The organism is Flavihumibacter cheonanensis, from assembly GCF_022352215.1.
Classification (GTDB): Bacteria; Bacteroidota; Bacteroidia; order Chitinophagales; family Chitinophagaceae; genus Flavihumibacter; species Flavihumibacter cheonanensis.
Genome location: NZ_JAKRWF010000001.1, coordinates 267,349 through 287,320 on the forward strand (window position 1 = coordinate 267,349; position 19,972 = coordinate 287,320).

Below are 19,972 nucleotides of genomic sequence, written 5' to 3' on the forward strand. Positions count from 1 at the left end.
ATTCATAAAAGCGAAATGTTATGAGATCAATCTGGACAGGCAGTATTGCATTCGGACTGGTAAACATTCCGGTGAAATTGTTTTCTGCAGTAAATGAACGCGCACTGGATTTTGATATGCTGGATAAAAAAGATCACAGTCCGATTAAATTCAAACGCGTAAATGAAAAAACCGGCAAGGAAGTGTTGTGGGAGAACATTGTAAAAGGTTATGACCTGGATGGTAAATACGTGGTGCTAACAGACGAGGATTTTGATGCCGCAAGTCCTGAGAAAACCAAAACCATCAACATGGAAGCCTTTGTGAATCCGGCGGAAGTGGATATGATTCTCTTTGATAATGCCTATTACCTGGCGCCTGCAAAAGGAGGGGAGCGGGCTTTTAGTTTGCTGGAAACTGCCCTGCAGAAAGCTGGAAAAGCAGGTGTGGGTAGTTTTGTTTTACGAAATAAAGAGAAGCCGGTGTTATTGAGGTCTGCAAAAGGCTTACTCATTCTGCATACCCTTCGGTACTTAAATGAGATCCGTGATCCATCGGATTTTGTAGTTAAAAAGGTTACGCCCAAGCGGAATGAGTTAACGATGGCGGGTAGCCTGATAAAAAGCATGAGTGGCAAATTCAATATAGCCGACTTTAAGGATAGTTATACTACGAAGTTGAAAAAACTGATCAGAACCAAAGCAACCGGTAAAAAATTACCGGCACCCAAGGCCAGGGTAGAAAAACCAGCCAGTGATTTGATTGAACAATTGCAACAAAGCCTTGCAAAACCAAAGCGAAAAAAGTGAAAAAGACGCAGGATAAACCAGCTGCATTTATTTCAACGCATTTGAAATCAGTGGAGCAACAGCTTGCAGATTTTAAGGCGGATGGAGATCCTGAGCACCTTCACCTCTTACGCGTAGCTATAAAAAAGGTGAAAGCAATCCTGGACATACTGGAAGTGAATTACGATGTCAATTATGATACAAAGAGGTTGCAAAAACTATTCAATAAAGCCGGTAAGATTCGGGAACTGCAGTTAAATGTGCTGCTGTTAAAGAAGCATCATTGCCAGCCGGAATCACTGATAGAGGAATTGGAATTTGATCAGTATTCGTTACAGGAGAAATTGGTAAAGGGTATTCCTGGTTATAGTAAAGGGGTGAAGAAATTTAGAAAGGAAACTGATTTTTCATTTCCCCTGCCTGCATTTAATAAAATTGAAAAGTACCTGGCAAAGAAAAAAAGAAAAGCCGATAGAAATTTTGATGCTCATACCAGGAGCGGCATGCATTCTTTTCGAATGAAAATTAAAAACCTGCTGTTTGTGTACTCGATGTTACCTAATAAGATAAAAAACAAGCTGGATTTGCCAGTTGATCTTTTGCATGATTTGCAGAATGAGGTAGGCGCCTGGCATGATACCTGGGCCGCGATTCAGTTCCTGCAGCAAAAAAAAATAGATATGCAACTTAGTTGTATGGAGATGTTGTATCAGCTGGAGGCGAATCAATTTGGGGTATTGATGAGTAAGTATCAGGAAATGAGGTTAAATTAGATGACAATAAGATTGTAATGTCAGGATTTAATTTCAGAATATTTTCAACTGCTTCATTAATAATAGCCTTTGTAACATTTTTGACATTATGGGCTGTAGCTGCACGAGATGAAGGTACTGGAAGTGAAGGAAAAGTTGGTTCTTTTTTGGCGGACTTGTTTTATGTATTTCGGTTTCCAACCCATACTTTATTTTTTGACATTATGAACGGTCCTATGTTTCTCCTTGGCTTGTTTATAAACTGTGTACTATATGGATTACTTATAGAAAGAGCTTTTCATTTGGTAAGACAATGGCGCAACAAGCCCTCTAATTGACGCATCGACCCCTTGTTAATCAATCGTTATATGTGTAGGTTTAACTAAAAATAAAACGATGGCACTTATCAATCCTTACATCAATTTTAATGGAAATGCTGAAGAAGCATTCAACTTTTACAAATCAGTTTTTGGTGGAGAGTTTCTCAGAGTCATGCGTTATAAAGATCTGGCAGTTCCGGGTGCTTCATTTGCTGAAAAGGAAGCTGATAAAATAATGCACATCGCATTGCCAATTGGAAAGAATATTTTAATGGGTAATGATGTTCCTGAAAGTATGGGGCGGGTAAATGAAAATGAAAACCGCTCCAAGATTTCTATTAGCACAACCTCAAAGGAAGAAGCCGATAAATTGTTTAATGGCCTTTCAGCTGGTGGTACTATTGAATTTCCAATTGGTGATAGTCCCTGGGGTTCCTACTTCGGCATGTTCAGAGATAAATATGGTATTGAATGGATGGTTGATTTTGATCCCAATTATAAAGGTGAGATCGTATGAATAAAGTGATTGCTGCCATCAACATGACCCTTGATGGAGTATTTGATCACACCGCAGTTCAGGCAAGTGAAGCGTTGCATCAGCATTATTTTGAATTAATTGATCCGGCGGATGTCATTTTATATGGCAGGATTACCTATCAGCTCATGGAATATTGGAAAACGGTGGTGGCGCATCCTACCGGGAACAAAGCAACAGATGCTTTTGCTGTCAGCATGGATAAAATAGAAAAAATTGTTTTTTCGCGAACCCTTAATTCTTCCAATTGGGATACTGCAACAATAGCAGATGAAACACCAGAAAAAGTAGTTTCAAGGCTCAAAATGCAGCAGGCGAGCACCGTTTTAATTGGAAGCCGGAGTTTACTAATTCAGTTGATGAAGTTTAATCTCGTGGATGAATTTCAGCTTTGCATTCATCCGGTGGTTGCGGGTAGAGGAGCATTCTTATTTGAACAACAGGATTGGCGGCAAAGCTTTCGACTGATAAAGACCAAAACATTGGATTCGGGAGCAATTGTAGTATATTACCAACCTCTTTGAATAAAGGCCATTATGAGTACATCACCGACCGGTTTTCAACAGACCTACTTCCATGGAACCAAAGCTGATTTAAAATTGGGCGATCTGATTGAACCAGGGTTTGCTTCCAATTATGGCAGCAATAAAAATGCGAAATATATTTTCCTTACTGCTACATTGGATGCCGCCATCTGGGCGGCTGAATTGGCAGCAGGTGAAGGTAATGAGAGAATCTATTTGGTTGAGCCAACCGGTCCAATTGAAGATGATCCGGATTTAACAGATAAAAAGTTTCCCGGTAATCCTACTAAATCGTATCGTTCAACGCATGCTTTTAGAGTCGTTGGTGAAGTAACGCTTTGGCAGGGACATGATCCAGAGCAAATAAAAGCCATGAAAGAGGGATTGGCTAAATTGAAAGCACAGGGTATTAATTCTCTGAATGAATAAAAGCGTAATAAGATAAAACCGATTTATTACTTTATTCTTATCGAGTTCATAGTACTTGTTTTCCTAATCAAATTGATATTTGGGAGTTATGAGGTATTTCTGAAATCATTAGTAGATCACTTTTTCCCTGATGAATTATTACCGAATCCGTTGGAAAAATTTGCTGTTCTTCTGCTTGCCGGTTTAACGATATTGTTTGATATATTTATAGTATAGCTTATTCTTTTTTTACAACGTATGATATCAGATATAAAAATTACCGACACCAAACTTTTATCTGACAACTGGTATATCCTTAAAAAGATCACCTACGACTATACCAAGTCCGATGGTTCCCGGCATAGCCAAAGCAGAGAAGTGTACGATAGGGGAAATGGGGCAACCATTCTTTTATATAACAAGGAACAGCAAACAGTAGTATTAACACGTCAATTCAGACTGCCTTCCTTTGTTAATGGTAATGAATCCGGTATGTTGATTGAAGCTTGTGCGGGTTTATTGGATGACGACAATCCGGAAGATTGCATCCGACGCGAAACGGAAGAAGAAACCGGCTACAAAATTTCTGCCGTTCAAAAGATATTTGAAGCGTATATGTCGCCCGGTTCAGTTACTGAAATCCTGCATTTTTTCATAGCTACCTACACCAAAGAAATGAAACTTTCAGATGGTGGTGGTGCGCAGCACGAAGAAGAAAATATTGAAGTATTGGAATTGCCTTTTACTGAGACTTTGCAAATGATCGAAACCGGCGCAATTAAAGATGCAAAAACGATTATGCTATTGCAGTATATTAGACTAAATGGTATTTTATGATTCGGAGGCAGTTCGGTATTTATCAAATATCCATCTGATATTTTTGAAGAGCCAGTCGACAATCGTCTTTTATCAGCTAATATAAAACAAACACAAAACTGACTTCTGTCAGGTTGAAGATACCCCGGAATCCCTTTCTTTGTAAGAAATGAAAACATCATGAATATCAATATTCAAACGCTTGATTTCACCGCAAAGGAAGAGTTAAATGAATTTGTAAAAGAGAAAGTAGCAAGACTAGGTCGTTACCTGGATACGATCATCAGTTATGAAATCACACTGCGTATTGACAAGTCTGAAAAGAATGATAATAAAACAGCAGATATCCGCCTGGTAATACCCGGAAATGATTTGCTGGCAAGTTCCCGGGCTTCTTCCTTTGAGAAAGCAACATCGCAAGCCATAGAAGCACTGGAAAGACAAATTGAAAAGCGCAAGACGAAGGAGGGGTATTAGAAGATATTCGTCCCATGATTCAATTGATTCAATTCTGTTAATTCATAAGTAGTTGATTATCGGATCATTAGCAGTTCAAAACTGTAGGATGTACGTAGGATGTGCGTAGGAAATGGTTTGAACTATTTTGTAAAAGTTTGATAATCAATATCATGCATTTTTAGGTGTTACAAAATATCGGCTCATTTGGGGTATTAATCGGCTCATTTGCTATTAATCGGCTCATGTTCTGAGCCCTCACATCCCCTAAACACAAAACCCGCCAATCGGCGGGTTTTGCTATACTTTAGAATATTCGCTTAACGAATAAACAGCATCTCTCTGTACTTGGGCAGCGGCCAGTTGGCATCGTCTACCAGCAATTCCAGTTTGTCTACGCGGTACCGGATCGCATCAAAGAAAGGTGCTTTAACCTGGCTTTCGTATGCGATTGCCTTGGTGCGGGTGTCGGTCATGGCATTGCAAACCTTCCGTGCTTCAATCATTTTTTCTACGAGGTCAGACAAGATATTGATATGCTCGCTGATCTTCTCTAGGATCTGCAACTGGTTCGCATAACTGCTTTCCTTCAGCCCGATTTCCTTCAATCCTTTAATATTATTGATCAGGATATTCTGGTACTTAACAGCCGCAGGTAAAACGTGACTGGTGCAAAGTTCTCCCATGATACGGGCTTCGATCTGTACATTCTTGATATATTTTTCGAGCTCGATTTCATGACGGGCTTCCAACTCAACATGAGATAATACCTCATTGCTTTCAAACAGGTGCTTGGCTTTGTCGGTTACCATGGCATCCAGTGCCAGCGGAGTAGTTTTCAGATTTGGTAATCCGCGTTTAGCTGCTTCTTTTTCCCACTCTTCACTGTAACCATCTCCTTCAAACAATACTTTATCGCTCGCTACAATATATTCACGGATCACATGCATGATCGCAATCTCTTTTTTCTCCCCTTTCTCAATCAATACATCCACATCCTGCTTGAATTTCTTCAGCGTATCGGCCATGATGGTATTAAGGGTGGTCATTGCGTTGGCACAGTTGGCGGAAGATCCTACTGCACGGAACTCAAACTTGTTACCGGTGAAAGCGAATGGAGAAGTACGGTTCCGGTCTGTATTATCCAGCAACAACTCTGGAATGCTTCTGTGCAGATCCAACTTGAGGATAGCTTCATCCTGCTCGTCAAACTTATCACCTACACGCTCTTTGATTTCTTCCAATACTTTAGTCAGGTACTGCCCAATGAATACAGAAATGATCGCAGGAGGTGCTTCATTCGCGCCCAAACGGTAATCGTTACTCGCAGATGCGATACTTGCACGCAGCAGGTCTGAATAATCATGTACTGCTTTAATCGTATTCACAAAGAAAGTAAGGAACATCAGGTTGGTCTTCGGTGTTTTACCCGGAGCCAGCAGGTTTACCCCTGTATCTGTTGACATGCTCCAGTTGTTGTGCTTACCGCTACCATTGATACCCGCGAATGGCTTTTCATGCAGTAATACACGCAATCCATGTCTGCGAGCCACCCGGTTCATCACATCCATTAATAAGGTATTGTGATCAACTGCCACGCTTACTTCTTCAAATATCGGAGCACACTCGAACTGTGCAGGTGCTACTTCATTATGACGCGTTCTCAGTGGAATACCCAGTTTGTACGATTCATTTTCGAAATCACGCATGAAGGCATATACCCGCTCTGGAATTGAACCAAAATAATGATCCTCCAATTGCTGGCCTTTAGCTGGTGCATGCCCAAATACGGTGCGACCACTCAATACCAGGTCGGGACGTGCATTGAACATGCCTTCGTCGATCACAAAATACTCCTGCTCCCAACCCAGGGTAGCAGAAACACGGCTCACATTTTTATCAAAATAATTGGCTACCTCAACAGCGCTCTTGTTCAGTGATTCCAATGATTTCAGAAGAGGCGCTTTATAATCAAGCGTTTCACCTGTATATGAAACAAAAATGGTTGGAATGCAAAGCGTTTTTCCATTTCCAATCTCCATAATAAAAGCAGGAGAGGAGGGATCCCAGGCTGTATAACCACGTGCTTCAAAAGTTGCACGGATACCACCACTTGGGAAAGAAGAAGCATCCGGCTCCTGCTGAATCAGGGCAGCTCCGTCAAACTCCTCAATGGCAGTTCCATCACCCTTTAAGGTGAAGAAGGAATCATGCTTTTCTGCGGTAGTTCCTGTCAAAGGCTGGAACCAGTGTGTGTAGTGCGTAACTCCTTTTGTCTCGGCCCATTGACGCATGCCTGCTGCAATCTGGTTGGCTACAGTGCGGTCAATTTTTTTGGATCCTTTGATAGAAGACAACAGGCTTTTATAAGCCTCATCGCTTAGGAATGCCCTGGCTTTCTGAAGGGTGAATACGTTTTCACCAAACAAAGCAGTGATTTTGGCAGACGCAGGCCCCTTCAGATCCTTTCCCTGGCTGATGTTGTTGATAGCACTAACACGTAATGACATGAGAAATAATTTTTAGCTGTTAATTTTTCCGGTTAAGAATAAATTTCCGCTAAGTTGCTTAAAAAAATGATAACAATTCAGTAATTGAGCGATGAATTTCAAATGTTTTTTTGCTTTTTATAAACATTGAAAATATTATAATGTGTAATTGTTGATCCCATAGCTCCAATGGATAAAAGCCAAACCAGCATTGTCTCCGGAATCACCCGATAGCGGATGGTTGCACCTGGGAATGGAACAGTATAACCGATTGACAGATAGAAACTTATACTAAAGAAGAACAGCATCCAGAGTAAAGCATGTGGAACCAAATCTATCATGCCAGGAAATCTCCGGATAAATACGAAGCCTATCAGACATATTATAAAAATATTTTGAGCAGCCATTGCATATTGCAAAATTCCCTTCGCATCCCAGGGATAGGGACGTAATAATATATTATCAACGGCTGCCGGTAGATTTTTCAGGTAGGTTATAGGGTTGGAATCAAGTGCTGGTAAATTAACCCTGGTTTTGCCCTCCAGCGCAAAAAACTCTTGCTGAACATTGGTAACTGCCTGTGGCAGGTTAAAAGGGGCCGGGAAAACCGAACTTAGAAAGAATGCCCCCAGTGCAATCACCGTAGTGCCAAAAAAGACGTTCCTCCAATTCCATTTTTTCCTTGCACAGAGCCACCAACTGAATATGGGCACCAGCAATAAAAGGGCAAAACTTGCTTTAATAACAATCATACCAATCCAGGCTAGTACGACAATCCAGATATTTTTCGCTGTAGCCTGGATATACCATTGCCTGTACAACCTTGAAACAAAAAGGCTGAAAAAGAAAAATAGCATCGCATCACTTCGCAGCCCGCTTAGCCAGAATAAGGCGGGTGGATAAAAGAATAACACCCCAAAAGTCCATTTTTTGTAGGCAGGCAACAAGTGAACCAGCACCTGGTATAACCAAAAGGATCCCCAAAAGCTCATAAAGCTAAAGGCTACCATATTAACGTAAAAATTCCCCTGTGAAAAAAAATTAAAGACTCCCAATGGTTTATTGATGATGGCTTTTTCCAATTTCATCCTGAAATAGGGAAGGCCTTCTTTCCATCCCATGTCGGTTATGTATTGACGTAGATCAATTTCATATACGAAGAAGCGCAATGGGTTACTTTTCATCTGACGCCATTCCATCAGGGTATCCTCATGTATAACCCAGGTGTCGTCGCCGCCGTAGTAATGTAATAGCAACCAACCGTATAGGCAGGCTGCAAGCACTTTGCCTGTAAAAACAAACGCAAGTTCCCCCGGATTCAATCCGTGGTTCGTTTTCCTCATCAAACGGTAAAGCAAGAAATAGAATGTCGCAAAGGCAATAAAGAAGAGAATATAATTCATTATCGTTTCCCTGAATTGTTTCCAAATCTATACATTTGAAAGATTAATATTTGATTTAGTGAGCGATAGAAAGAATTTGAAGATTGCTTTTGTATCCAATAACGCCTGGTCCATCTATAATTTCAGAGTTGATATCATTAAAATGCTGATCGCTGACGGGCATGAGATTTTAATTATTACACCTGACCATGCTATTGTTGAAAAAATCGTAGCACTTGGCTGTTCACATGTTTCGATTGATTTCGATAATAAAGTAATTAATCCATTTACGGATTTGAAATTTCTGATGAACCTGAAGCGGCTTTATAAAAAAATCAACCCCGACCTGATATTTCACTATGTAGCTAAGCCAAATATTTATGGAACGATTGCAGCACACAAAAATGGAATTCCTTCGGTGGCAGTTATTACCGGACTGGGTTTTGCATTTTCCAGAAAGAACCTGCTCTATTTCATAATCAAGCAACTTTATCGTTTTTCTCTGAGTGGAGCTAAGGAAGTGCTTTTCCTGAATAATGAAGATGCACTTTTGTTTGTACGGGAGCGCATCGTACCCCTTCATAAAATAAATGTGTTGCCCGGGGAAGGGATTAATACTTCCTATTTTCATCCACCAGCGGTTCGTCAAAAGAATCCAACCTTTCAATTCCTGATGTCCTGCCGGATGCTGAAAAGTAAAGGTGTTGAACTTTTTGTGGAGGCCAGCAGATTATTAAAATTGAAAGATTATGTATTTGAATCCGTTGTGTTGGGGTTCTTCGAAGAAAATCATCCCGATTCAATCGCACCTTTGAAAGTGCAGCAATGGCAGTCGCAGGGACTAATCAACTTCCTTGGCTTTAAGGAAGATGTTCGTCCTTTCCTGGCCTTTGCAGATGTATTTGTCTTTCCTTCCTACTATAATGAAGGTGTACCACGCAGCCTGTTAGAAGCAGCCAGTATGGAACTCCCAATCATCACAACTAATAATACAGGTTGCCGGGATGTGGTGGAGGATGGTGTAAACGGCTATCTGTGCCAGATACAGGATCCCTTTGACCTGGCAAAAAAAATGGAAGAGATGCTGCTACTAAATGAACAGGATCTCAAAAAAATGGGACAAAAAGGACGGGAAAAAGTGGTTAGTCGATTTGGAATGGATAAAGTTATACATGAATACCGGCGGATCATTACCCAGATTTCCTGATTCCTTACCAGGTTGTTTCCCCAATATCTAAATTGAATTGCTTTAGTCCGGTTTTTTCAAACAGAAATGGTAAAATCCCAGATTGTTTCATTTGATGTGAAAATGTCCAGTTGCTGAGGTCAGGTTTTCTGAATTCAAATGCTTCTACTGCTTCCATGGTAAAGTTTGCAAGGTTTTCATCCAGCATAAAAAAACGCCCCCCGAACTGCTCTTGAAAAGATCTTAACCACTTGGTAGAAGAACATATTACAGGTAATTCATAAGCAATGTATTCCAGCAATTTGCTTGATGTCTGGATATCGTAAGGTTTTATTGTAGGCCGATAGTCAATTCCAAAACGAGCCTTAGCAAAATAGTGTCCCAGTTCTGTTTGCGGAACCGGGCCTATGAATGTAATATTAGTTGAAGCGCGATACTTGTTTTGGAGCCATGTATAATTTCTTGAAAGTATTAACAGGCGATAGTCCTGAAGTCGGCCCTTGCTGAAGAGGTCAAGTAATCTTTCAGGTTTTCTGTCGGCAGATAGTGAACCCGCATAAACAAAATCGTAAAGCGGGACTGTCTTCGATTTAAGATAACTTTCCGGTATAACGGGTATGAACATATCTCTATAGCCATATGGTATTGTATCAGAAAACCCCATCTCTTTTCGGGTTGCTTCGTTTAGGAACAACCTGTAATCCGGTCGACAGGTCCAGTATCGCTTGATTTGATTCTTAAAACCTGCGAATGGAGGAGTTGAGGGGGAGGCGTATTCATGAATGATTATGGATTTCTTTGAAGATTTAACCCAATGAGTACCCATCATATGCCATTCAACAGTTAAAACGTATTTTTCTCTTTCCCGAGGGTGCAACTCAAGAGATCTAACCCCGATCCGGTTAAAAAAACGCTTATAAGATTCCAGTTCAGGCAGAAATGCTTTGCCCGAATGAATAAAACCAATGACGGGAGGAGTTTCCATTGTTAGTTAAAGAAACAGCTTTTGATTTCAAAAGTAGGGGAAGCTTATTTTGCATTCAACAGTTTTTTAGTACTTGATTTCACTGGCTCGGTCAGGTACCTTACCTTTGCGCTTTCTTACACTATCCGCCAAAAAACATGGAAGTAACTGTAACAACCGCCCAGCAACTGCGACTTACCGCAGAAGAGTTCGAACTGATCAAACAAAAACTGGGACGCACGCCAAATTTCAATGAATTGTGTGCTTTTTCCGGCATGTGGAGTGAACACTGTTCCTATAAAAACTCCATCAAATGGCTCAAGACCCTGCCCCGCGAAGGTGGTAAAATGCTTGTAGCAGCCGGAGAGGAAAATGCCGGATTGATGGATATGGGCGACGGTTACGGGGTAGTATTCAAGATCGAAAGTCATAACCACCCTTCGGCTATCGAACCCTTCCAGGGGGCTGCAACCGGGGTAGGTGGTATTCACCGGGATATTTTTACCATGGGCGCACGTCCCATTGCTGCCCTGAACTCCCTTCGTTTCGGGAAACTCCAGGAAGCCAAAACCCAACACCTGCTGGGTGGGGTGGTGCACGGTATCGGGCACTATGGAAACTGTTTCGGTGTTCCGACAGTTGGAGGAGAAATCTATTTTGAACAATGTTATCATACCAACCCCCTTGTTAATGCAATGAGCGTGGGGGTGGTAAAGGCAGGAGAAACAGTTAGTGCTACTGCAGCCGGAATTGGCAACCCAGTTATGTTTGTAGGATCAGCTACCGGAAAAGATGGTATTGGAGGAGCTTCTTTTGCCTCGGCCGATATTACTGCCGAAAGTGCGGAGGAACTGCCCGCGGTTCAGGTAGGCGATCCCTTCCAGGAAAAAAAATTGCTGGAAGCCTGCCTCGAAGTTATTCAAACAGGAGCTGTAGTGGGTATGCAGGATATGGGTGCCGCCGGAATTATCTGCTCCACTGCTGAAATGAGTGCAAAGGGTAAGGTTGGGATGCGCATCGACCTGGATAAGGTGCCTACCCGCCAGGCTAATATGAAAACCTGGGAACTCCTGCTTAGCGAAAGCCAGGAACGTATGCTGATGGTGGTTGAAAAAGGCAAGGAAGCAGTGGTGGAAGCCATTTTCGAAAAATGGGACCTGCCTTGTTCTGTTATAGGAGAAGTTACGGATGACGGAATCCTGAACTTTTATATGCATGGGGAACTGGAAGCTTCCATCCCGGCTGAAGAGTTAGTACTGGGTGGTGGTGCTCCTCAGTACGACCGTAGCTATGAAACGCCTTCCTATTTTGAAAAGATCAATCAGTTTGATCCGGCTTCTATTCCTCAGCCGGCGGATTATAAAAAAGTAGCCCAGCAATTGGTAAACCTGCCAAATATTGCCTCCAAACGTTGGATCTATGTTCAGTACGACAGTATGGTGGGTACCGGTAATACTTCTACCAATGCCCCCAGTGATGCTGCGGTAGTATTGGCTAAACCTTCCAATAAGGCATTGGCTGTAACAACAGATTGTAATAGCCGGTATGTTTTTGCCGATCCTTATAAAGGAGCCATGATCGCGGTAGCCGAAGCAGCCCGCAATATTGTTTGCTCTGGTGGTGAGCCCCTGGGCGTTACCAACTGCCTGAACTTTGGTAATCCCTATGACCCGCAGGTCTATTATCAATTCGTGCACGCAATTAAAGGAATGGGGGATGCCTGTCGTCGTTTCAATACTCCTGTTACCGGTGGTAACGTTAGTTTCTACAACCAGAACCCCGACGGTCCGGTTTATCCTACTCCAACCATTGGTATGGTAGGCTTATTGGATTCGTATCAGGATCGCATGACACTTGGTTTCCAAGAAGTGGGTGACCTGGTTTACCTGGTTGGTAAAGCAACCAATGATATCAACAGCTCCGAATACCTGCAAAAAATTGGCGGTGTTGAATATTCTCCTGCTCCCTATTTTGAACTTGAAGAAGAATTTCAGTTACAGTCTAAAGTCCTTCAGCTGATTCGTGCAAAGCAAATCCGTTCTGCCCATGATATCAGTGAAGGTGGATTGTTTATCACCCTGCTGGAAAGTGGGTTTGTAAACGACCTTGGATTTGATATAACAACTGATAGTGCTATACGTAAGGACGCGGATCTGTTTGGTGAAGGACAGAGCCGAGTGGTTGTTTCTGTTAAGCCCGAACAAAAAGCAGCATTTGAAGCAGCACTGGGTACCGCTTCTTTTCGGTTACTGGGTACCGTTACCAATGGTGATATCCGGGTTGATGGTGAGAACTGGGGATCTGTTGGCGAATGGAAAAATCAATACGATACTGCCATTGAGAAATTTCTGGCCGGACATGAATCTGAACATGCACTGAGTGCACTTTAATCCTTAGCATCCGAATGGCTGTTTCCAGTGACCTGTTTCAGTTTTTTAATATAACCCCCGACCTTGTTTGCATAGCAGGGAAAGATGGCTATTTAAAAAAAGTTAACAAGGCAGTTGTAGCTGTTTTAGGTTACAGTGAGGAGGAGTTGCTCTCAAAACCTATAGCCAGTTTTATTCATCCGGAAGATCGGGAAGCTACTGCAGAAATGCGGGCTAATCTTATTGAGGGCAAAGCCCTGCTCAATTTCGAAAACAGGTATCTCACAAAAAACGGGGGAGTGGTATGGTTGGAGTGGTCTTCCATTTACAATCCTGAAAAAGAACTGGTATTTGCCATTGCCAAGGATATTTCCAAAAGAAAGATGGTAGAGAAGGAAATAGAGGTGGAATACGAAAAATTCAAGAGCCTGGCTTCCCATTTTCGTTCCAGTATGGAAGAGGACCGGAAATTTCTTGCTTCGGAATTACATGAAGAAATGGCACAGCTTGCTTCTGTAATTAAAATGGACATTGAGTGGGTGAATCGCAGGGAAAATAATCTTACACAAGGAAGTCGCAGCCGCCTGGAACATGCAGCAGGAATTACGGAATTATTAATTGCGACCATTCGAAGGATTACTTTTAGCATTGGTTCTAACATGCTGGGGCATGTTGGCTTAAGTGCCACACTGGAATGGCAATGCCGGGAATTCTCCCTGCTGAGTGGCGTTCCCTGCACCTTTTCAGCCAACCTGAAAGAAGATCCCACCGGTGGAATGGAGGTTGATTTCCTACGCATCAGCCAGGAAGCACTCACTTCTTTCATGTTGAATGTCGAAATTCAAAAAGTTGCAATTGAACTGGATCAGACTGCAGCTGGTTATTGTTTGTCCATACACCTCTACTATAAAATAATTATAAACCGTCAGTTGTTTGCCAATACACTGGACCGGATCCGGGATCGTGCCAGTTTTATCAATGCAAATACCAGCATCGACGAGGAGGAGCCTGGTATGGTAAGCATTCGGGTACTTGCAACTGTCTGAATTCAGCGTTCACTTAGTACCTTTATCCAATGGACAATAAAGAAGTTATTGTAGTAACCGGGGCAGCCGGCTTCATTGGAAGTTGTATGGTTGGATATTTGAATCTGAAAGGATATTCCAACCTGGTGCTGGTAGATGATTTTTCAAAAACTGCTAAGGACCCGAACCTGGAGGATAAAAAATACTTGGAGAAAATAGAGCGGGATGTTTTTTTTGAATGGTTACAAAATCATCGTCCCAATATTGCATTCATCTTTCACCTCGGTGCAAGAACAGATACCACCGAATTTGATTATAGTATTCACCAGCGATTAAATGTGGAATACTCCCAAAAGATCTGGAATTACTGTGTGATTCACAGCATACCACTAGTGTATGCATCTTCAGCTGCTACCTATGGAAGCGGAGCACTTGGATATGATGATTCGCACGAATTGCCCTTTCAACTGCAACCCCTGAATCCCTACGGCATTTCCAAGAATGAATTTGATAAATGGGTACTGCATGAATCCATGCATCCACCATTCTGGGCCGGATTGAAATTCTTCAATGTGTATGGTCCGAATGAATACCACAAGGGCAGAATGGCATCGGTGATCTGGCATTCGTTTAACCAGATTCGCGACCAGGGATTTGTAAAGCTGTTCAGGTCCCACCGGCCCGACTTTAAAGATGGCCAGCAACTGCGGGATTTTATTTATGTGAAGGATGTAATCAAAGTTTGTTATTGGTTGATGGAAAACCAACCTGCTTCGGGTTTGTACAACCTGGGCACTGGCAAGGCCCGTAGTTTTGAAGACCTGGTAAAAGCAACATTTGCCGGGCTTGGAAAAGTGCCGGAGATCCACTTCATTGACATGCCGGAAGATATCCGGGATAAGTATCAGTATTTTACCGAGGCCAATATGAGTAAGTTAAAAGCTGCAGGGTATAAAGAAAGCTTTTACTCACTTGAAGATGGAGTAGGGGAATATGTACGTAATTACCTGGCCGACGGCCACTATTATTAAAGCAAGCAAACGAATATATGAGCAAAACCATAGCCATCATTGGCGGAGGAAATCTTGGCCTTTCCATTGTGGAGGGGTTGACCGCAGGCGGATTTTTATCTCCCGGACAGATCACCATTACCCGTCGCAATACCACCCTGCTCCAGCCTTACCAGCAGCAGGGCATGGCCATTACCAATGATAACGCGGCCGCTGCTGCAGGGGCTGATGTAATTCTTCTGGCAGTTAAACCTTTTCAGATCAGGGAAGTGATCCGGGAAATTGCTCCCAGCCTTACAGCTGAAAAACTATTAATTTCAGTAGTAACGGGAGTGAGCACCCAGGAAATGCGCTCTGAATTACTGGAGGATAAGATTCCGGCCATTTTTCGCGCCATGCCTAATACAGCAGTTGCTATCCGGGAAAGTATGACCTGCCTGAGCCATTCCAAAGCAACCGAGGACCAGGTAAATTGGGTACTGGAACTATTTAGCCAGGTAGGCAGGGTAGTGATCATAGATGAAAAACTGATGGATGCTGCCACCGTATTGGGTGCTTGCGGTACGGCTTACGCTATGCGCTACATCCGGGCAAATATCCAGGGGGGTATTGAGATTGGTTTTGATGCGAAAACCGCCAGCCTGATTGCTGCACAAACAGTAAAAGGGGCAGCCGAACTGCTGCTTCAGAAGGGCACACATCCCGAATATGAAATCGATAAGGTAACTACTCCGAAAGGCTGTACGATAGCTGGCCTCAATGAAATGGAGCACCAGGGGTTTAGTTCCTCCCTTATTAAAGGGATATCAGCGAGTTATGTGAAAATCCAGGCGGATAAATAATATTTGAAAAACTTATTCGTTTTAGATGCAAGCGAGGGTAAGGGAATTCACCTAGATATTAGGTTTTTTTTATACCTTCGCCCTTCCTAACCTGTGAATAACCTAGAATCTAATAGTATGAAGCGAAATTTAAGTGTCTGGATATTGTTGGTTGAGATATTGGCGATCGTTGTGATCCATGCGAATAAGGACCAGGCGGAAAAAATTAAGGAGATTTTTATGAAGAGAAATCACTCCGCTTTCATTAAGACAACACCTATCCAGCCCTTGGAAATTTCTCAAGTTAATAGTAAGTAATAAGCAATAATCACCAAAAGGAAAAAATAGGCATCCGGGTTTCCGGGTGCCTATTGTGTTTTTATCCTATCTTTGCATGACCTCCCGGATGAACATATTGCAATTTTCCGCAAGGTCACATCAGCCGCGTTCACTATAACATAATTTAATGGGTACTTTAATTTGCAACTGGCCAATCGGTCATGGGCAATTATTTTTTTTGAACGCCGCCACTGTTATAAAAAATTGAAACTGAATTGATATGGCCAAGTACATTTTTGTCACAGGTGGAGTAACTTCTTCCCTGGGTAAAGGAATTATTGCGGCATCCCTGGGTAAGTTGTTACAAGCAAGGGGGCTGAAAGTGACGATCCAGAAATTTGATCCCTACATAAACGTGGATCCAGGTACCTTGAACCCCTACGAACATGGTGAATGTTATGTAACGGAAGACGGTGCTGAAACCGATTTGGATCTTGGCCACTACGAGCGCTTTCTGAGCATTTTCACCAGCCAGGCAAATAATGTAACTACCGGCCGGATTTACCAGACTGTAATCAACAAAGAAAGAGAAGGTGCTTATTTAGGAAAAACCGTTCAGGTTGTTCCCCATATAACCGATGAAATCAAAAGACGCATGTTGCTCCTGGGGCAGGGAGGATATGATATAGTAATCACCGAAATTGGTGGAACCGTGGGTGATATTGAGAGTCTGCCTTTTATTGAAGCTGTGCGTCAGTTACAATGGGAATTGCCCGAAGAAGATTGTGTGGTAGTACACCTCACCCTGATTCCCTACCTGAAAGCGGCCAAAGAATTAAAGACAAAGCCTACCCAGCACAGTGTTCGTATGCTGAGCCAGGAAGGCGTTCATCCCGACGTGATTGTATGCAGAACGGAGGAGCCACTCGGACCAGAAATCCGTCGTAAAATTGCACTCTTCTGTAATGTGAAAAAAGAAGCAGTAATTGAAGCCGCTGATGCGCCTACCATTTATGAAGTGCCGTTGGCTATGATGCGGGAAAAGCTGGACCTGATCTGCCTGAAGAAAATGAATATTACACAGTATTCAGAGCCGGAGTTAAGCAAATGGAAAGAGTTCCTTGACAAACTAAAGTATCCCAAGAGTAAAGTGACTATTGGCCTCATCGGCAAATACATTGAATTGCAGGATGCCTATAAATCCATCCTGGAAGCTTTTGTTCATGCTGGAGCAATGAATGAATGCAAAGTGAATATTGTAAATGTTCACAGTGAATTCATCACTGAAGAAAACGTAGTGGAGAAATTAAGTCACCTGGATGGCTTGCTGGTAGCCCCCGGTTTCGGACATCGTGGAATAGAGGGAAAGATCATTGCTGTCAAATATGCACGTGAAAATCAGCTGCCTTTCTTTGGTATTTGCCTGGGCATGCAGATGAGTGTAATTGAATATGCCCGGAATGTGCTGGGCTGGTCGGATGCACATTCAACAGAAATGGATCCGAATACCCAACGTCCGGTTATTGATCTGATGGATGCACAAAAAACAGTAACTGCCAAAGGAGGTACCATGCGATTGGGAGCTTATCCCTGTAAGATTGAAGAAGGCACACTTGCGCATCGGATCTACGGCACTACAGAGATTTCTGAACGCCACCGGCATCGGTGGGAATTCAATAACCAATTCCTCTCCGATTTTGAAGCTGCAGGCCTGGTTGCAAGTGGTAAAAATCCAGAAACAGGTTTAGTGGAAATCGTAGAGATTCCAACGCATCCCTTCTTTATTGGTGTTCAATACCACCCGGAATTGAAAAGCACGGTAGAAAACCCGCAGCCTATATTCGTTCATTTCGTTAAAGCCGCCAAGGAGTTTGCAGAAAAAAAGGATGGAGTGAAGGTTTTACAAGGTATAGAATAGAGACACTGGGCGCGGACTCTCACGTTTCACGTCTGACATCTCACGTTTTCCCTATCTTCGCAGGTCTTAAAAATAGTTTGGATGCAAAGCATGGATCGTAATACGATAATTGGTTTTGTGCTGTTAGGCGTACTTCTTTTCGTTTACCTGTTTATTTCTTCCAAGAATAGCAGGGAATTAGAGGCGCAGCGGCTTCGGCAGGCAGATTCACTGGCAAAAATTGAATTGGTCAAACAACAAGCCGCACAGGCAATGATCAAGGATAGCGCCACTCAGGTTACTGCAACACTTGATTCGAATGCCACCGGATGGGCCCGCCACCTGGTAGGAACCAGTACTCTTCATACTGTTGAAACGGATCTTTTAAAAGTAAGTTTTAGTAATAAAGGCGGGCAACCGGTGCAGGTTGAACTTAAAAAGTACAACCGTGCAGACAGTAGCCTTGTTTCAGTAATTGAAGATGGTAGCGACCAGTTCAGTTTTCCGGTGTTGACAGCTCCTAATCAAAGCACGGCTTCTGCAGATCTGTTTTTCCAGTTGAAATCAGCCCAGCAGGATGCCAATGGAAACCACATTATTGTTTATGAGGCAACTGGAAATACCGGTGAATCCATTCAGCAGGAATATATTATTCATCCGGATTCCTACCTGATCGACTTTAACCTCCGCCTTCAGGGTACAACTTCTATGATCCCACAGCAGAACCTCCAGCTTCAGTGGAATGTAGCAGCAATGCAACAGGAAAAGGATGCCCGGTATGAGCGGGAGCAATCACAGTTAATCCTTGTAGAAAATGGTGAATATGATTATTTTAATTTATTCTCCAATGATACAGAGAGCTTTGATAATACGGTGCAGTGGGCAAGTATCAAACAGCGTTTTTTCAATTCGACCCTTATCAATAAGGAAAAATTTGATAAGGCGAAATTTGAATGGTCCACGCCTTCAGATGATAGTTCTCGTATGATCGTGGCCGTTAAAGCCAGTTTTGAAAAAAAGCTGCCAGCTGGTACACAGGCTACGCTTCCTATGCAGTTTTATTTCGGTCCCAATGATTACAAGCTGCTTCGTTCACTTGGTATTGAGGATATGGATAAAATTGTGAACCTGGGCCAGGGACCTTATGCGTTTGTGCGTCCAATTAACCAGTATATCGTAATGCCGGTGTTCGACTTTATTAAAAAGTTTTTCAGCTCTTACGGATTGGTGATTGCATTGCTGACGATTTTCATACGGTTGATTACTTCACCGCTGGTTTACTCCAGTTACCTGAGTGGCGCCAAAATGAAAGCTCTCCGTCCTGAGATTGATGCATTGAAAGCGAAGTATGGAGATGATCAGCAGACTTTTGGAATGGAGCAGATGAAACTTTTCCGTGAGGCGGGTGTGAATCCTCTCGGTGGTTGTATACCAGCACTGTTACAGATTCCTATCTTCTTTGCCTTGTATAGCTTCTTTAACTCTTTCCTGGCTTTAAGGGGCGAATCATTTTTATGGGCAACCGATCTGTCCATGTATGATGTAATTGCTAAACTGCCTTTTCATATTCCCTGGTACGGAGATCACGTGAGCCTGTTTACCCTGACCGCTGTAATAACCAGTTTTCTGATTTCCATTTACAACATGAATATGACACCGGATCAGAACAATCCGATGTTAAAATACATGCCGTATATATTCCCGGTACTGCTCCTGTTTTTCTTTAACAGACTGCCATCTGCGCTTACCTGGTATTATACGGTCTCGAACCTGATTACACTTGCACTCCAATGGGTAATTCAGAATTATATTATCGATCACGACAAAATCGTGGCTCAGTTAGCTGCTAACCGGGCAAAACCCAAGTCGAAGTCAAAATGGCAGGAGCGACTGGAGCAAATGCAGGAAACACAAAAGAAGGTGCAGGAAATGCAGAAAAAAGGCAAATAGCCAACTAAAAATGGTTATTTTC

17 protein-coding genes are annotated in these 19,972 nt (G+C 42.6%); 14 read left to right on the plus strand and 3 right to left on the minus strand.

The annotated features are described in order from the left end of the window. Nucleotides 1-20: 20 nt before the first annotated feature. The 7 genes from ku to hpf all read left to right on the plus strand — a co-directional run bounded on the left by ku (nt 21) and on the right by hpf (nt 4,599). Nucleotides 21-788: a non-homologous end joining protein Ku gene (gene ku / locus MD536_RS01175; protein WP_239594925.1), complete on the plus strand. Its 768-nt coding sequence runs from the start codon at nt 21-23 to the stop codon at nt 786-788. After that, entirely contained in the window at nt 785-1,540 is a 756-nt protein-coding gene (locus tag MD536_RS01180) for a CHAD domain-containing protein (RefSeq protein WP_239594927.1), read from the plus strand. Before ku ends, MD536_RS01180 begins: the two co-directional genes overlap by 4 nt. Before the next feature lie 375 nt (nt 1,541-1,915). Then, nucleotides 1,916-2,356: a VOC family protein gene (locus MD536_RS01185; protein ID WP_239594929.1), complete on the plus strand. Its 441-nt coding sequence runs from the start codon at nt 1,916-1,918 to the stop codon at nt 2,354-2,356. Then, entirely contained in the window at nt 2,353-2,898 is a 546-nt protein-coding gene (locus MD536_RS01190; protein WP_239594930.1) for a dihydrofolate reductase family protein, read from the plus strand. Before MD536_RS01185 ends, MD536_RS01190 begins: the two co-directional genes overlap by 4 nt. Nucleotides 2,899-2,910: 12 nt before the next feature. Beyond that, nucleotides 2,911-3,327 (plus strand): NAD(+)--rifampin ADP-ribosyltransferase, encoded by a 417-nt coding sequence (arr, locus tag MD536_RS01195; RefSeq protein ID WP_239594932.1) that lies wholly within the window; start codon nt 2,911-2,913, stop codon nt 3,325-3,327. Nucleotides 3,328-3,564: 237 nt separating this feature from the next. Beyond that, nucleotides 3,565-4,143 carry a GDP-mannose pyrophosphatase NudK gene (gene nudK, locus MD536_RS01200; protein WP_239594934.1) on the plus strand — a complete coding sequence of 193 codons (579 nt, stop codon included), beginning with the start codon at nt 3,565-3,567 and terminating at the stop codon, nt 4,141-4,143. Between the two features lie 159 nt (nt 4,144-4,302). Beyond that, nucleotides 4,303-4,599, plus strand: a complete 297-nt coding sequence (gene hpf, locus MD536_RS01205) for a ribosome hibernation-promoting factor, HPF/YfiA family (RefSeq protein ID WP_239594936.1) — start codon at nt 4,303-4,305, stop codon at nt 4,597-4,599. A gap of 299 nt (nt 4,600-4,898) precedes the next feature. Here the strand turns inward: hpf and MD536_RS01210 are convergent, their stop codons facing one another. Next, the gene (locus tag MD536_RS01210; protein WP_239594938.1) at nt 4,899-7,088 is read right to left on the minus strand and encodes a glutamine synthetase III family protein; all 2,190 of its coding nucleotides are present in this window, start codon (nt 7,086-7,088) and stop codon (nt 4,899-4,901) included. A 98-nt stretch (nt 7,089-7,186) separates the two neighbouring features. Beyond that, entirely contained in the window at nt 7,187-8,410 is a 1,224-nt protein-coding gene (locus tag MD536_RS01215) for a hypothetical protein (RefSeq protein WP_239594940.1), read from the minus strand. Nucleotides 8,411-8,528: 118 nt separating this feature from the next. Between MD536_RS01215 and MD536_RS01220 the strand changes: the two genes are divergently transcribed. Further along, on the plus strand, nt 8,529-9,656 hold the full coding sequence (locus MD536_RS01220; protein WP_239594942.1) for a glycosyltransferase family 4 protein: 1,128 nt from the start codon (nt 8,529-8,531) through the stop codon (nt 9,654-9,656). A 4-nt stretch (nt 9,657-9,660) separates the two neighbouring features. Here MD536_RS01220 and MD536_RS01225 read toward each other — a convergent pair whose 3' ends face one another. Further along, entirely contained in the window at nt 9,661-10,620 is a 960-nt protein-coding gene (locus MD536_RS01225; protein WP_239594944.1) for a glycosyltransferase family protein, read from the minus strand. Between the two features lie 137 nt (nt 10,621-10,757). Between MD536_RS01225 and purL the strand changes: the two genes are divergently transcribed. The 6 genes from purL to yidC all read left to right on the plus strand — a co-directional run bounded on the left by purL (nt 10,758) and on the right by yidC (nt 19,950). Continuing rightward, nucleotides 10,758-12,989, plus strand: coding sequence for a phosphoribosylformylglycinamidine synthase subunit PurL (gene purL / locus MD536_RS01230; RefSeq protein ID WP_239594947.1), 2,232 nt, complete (start codon nt 10,758-10,760; stop codon nt 12,987-12,989). 14 nt (nt 12,990-13,003) lie between these two features. Next, nucleotides 13,004-14,014: a sensor histidine kinase gene (locus tag MD536_RS01235; RefSeq protein ID WP_239594949.1), complete on the plus strand. Its 1,011-nt coding sequence runs from the start codon at nt 13,004-13,006 to the stop codon at nt 14,012-14,014. Nucleotides 14,015-14,043: 29 nt separating this feature from the next. Further along, the gene (gene rfaD, locus MD536_RS01240) at nt 14,044-15,024 is read left to right on the plus strand and encodes an ADP-glyceromanno-heptose 6-epimerase (protein ID WP_239594951.1); all 981 of its coding nucleotides are present in this window, start codon (nt 14,044-14,046) and stop codon (nt 15,022-15,024) included. Between the two features lie 17 nt (nt 15,025-15,041). Then, complete coding sequence (proC, locus tag MD536_RS01245; RefSeq protein ID WP_239594953.1) at nt 15,042-15,845, plus strand: pyrroline-5-carboxylate reductase; 804 nt, start codon at nt 15,042-15,044, stop codon at nt 15,843-15,845. 538 nt (nt 15,846-16,383) lie between these two features. Then, nucleotides 16,384-18,021: a CTP synthase gene (gene pyrG, locus MD536_RS01250; RefSeq protein ID WP_239594955.1), complete on the plus strand. Its 1,638-nt coding sequence runs from the start codon at nt 16,384-16,386 to the stop codon at nt 18,019-18,021. Between the two features lie 81 nt (nt 18,022-18,102). Then, on the plus strand, nt 18,103-19,950 hold the full coding sequence (gene yidC / locus MD536_RS01255; protein ID WP_239594957.1) for a membrane protein insertase YidC: 1,848 nt from the start codon (nt 18,103-18,105) through the stop codon (nt 19,948-19,950). Nucleotides 19,951-19,972 lie beyond the last annotated feature (22 nt).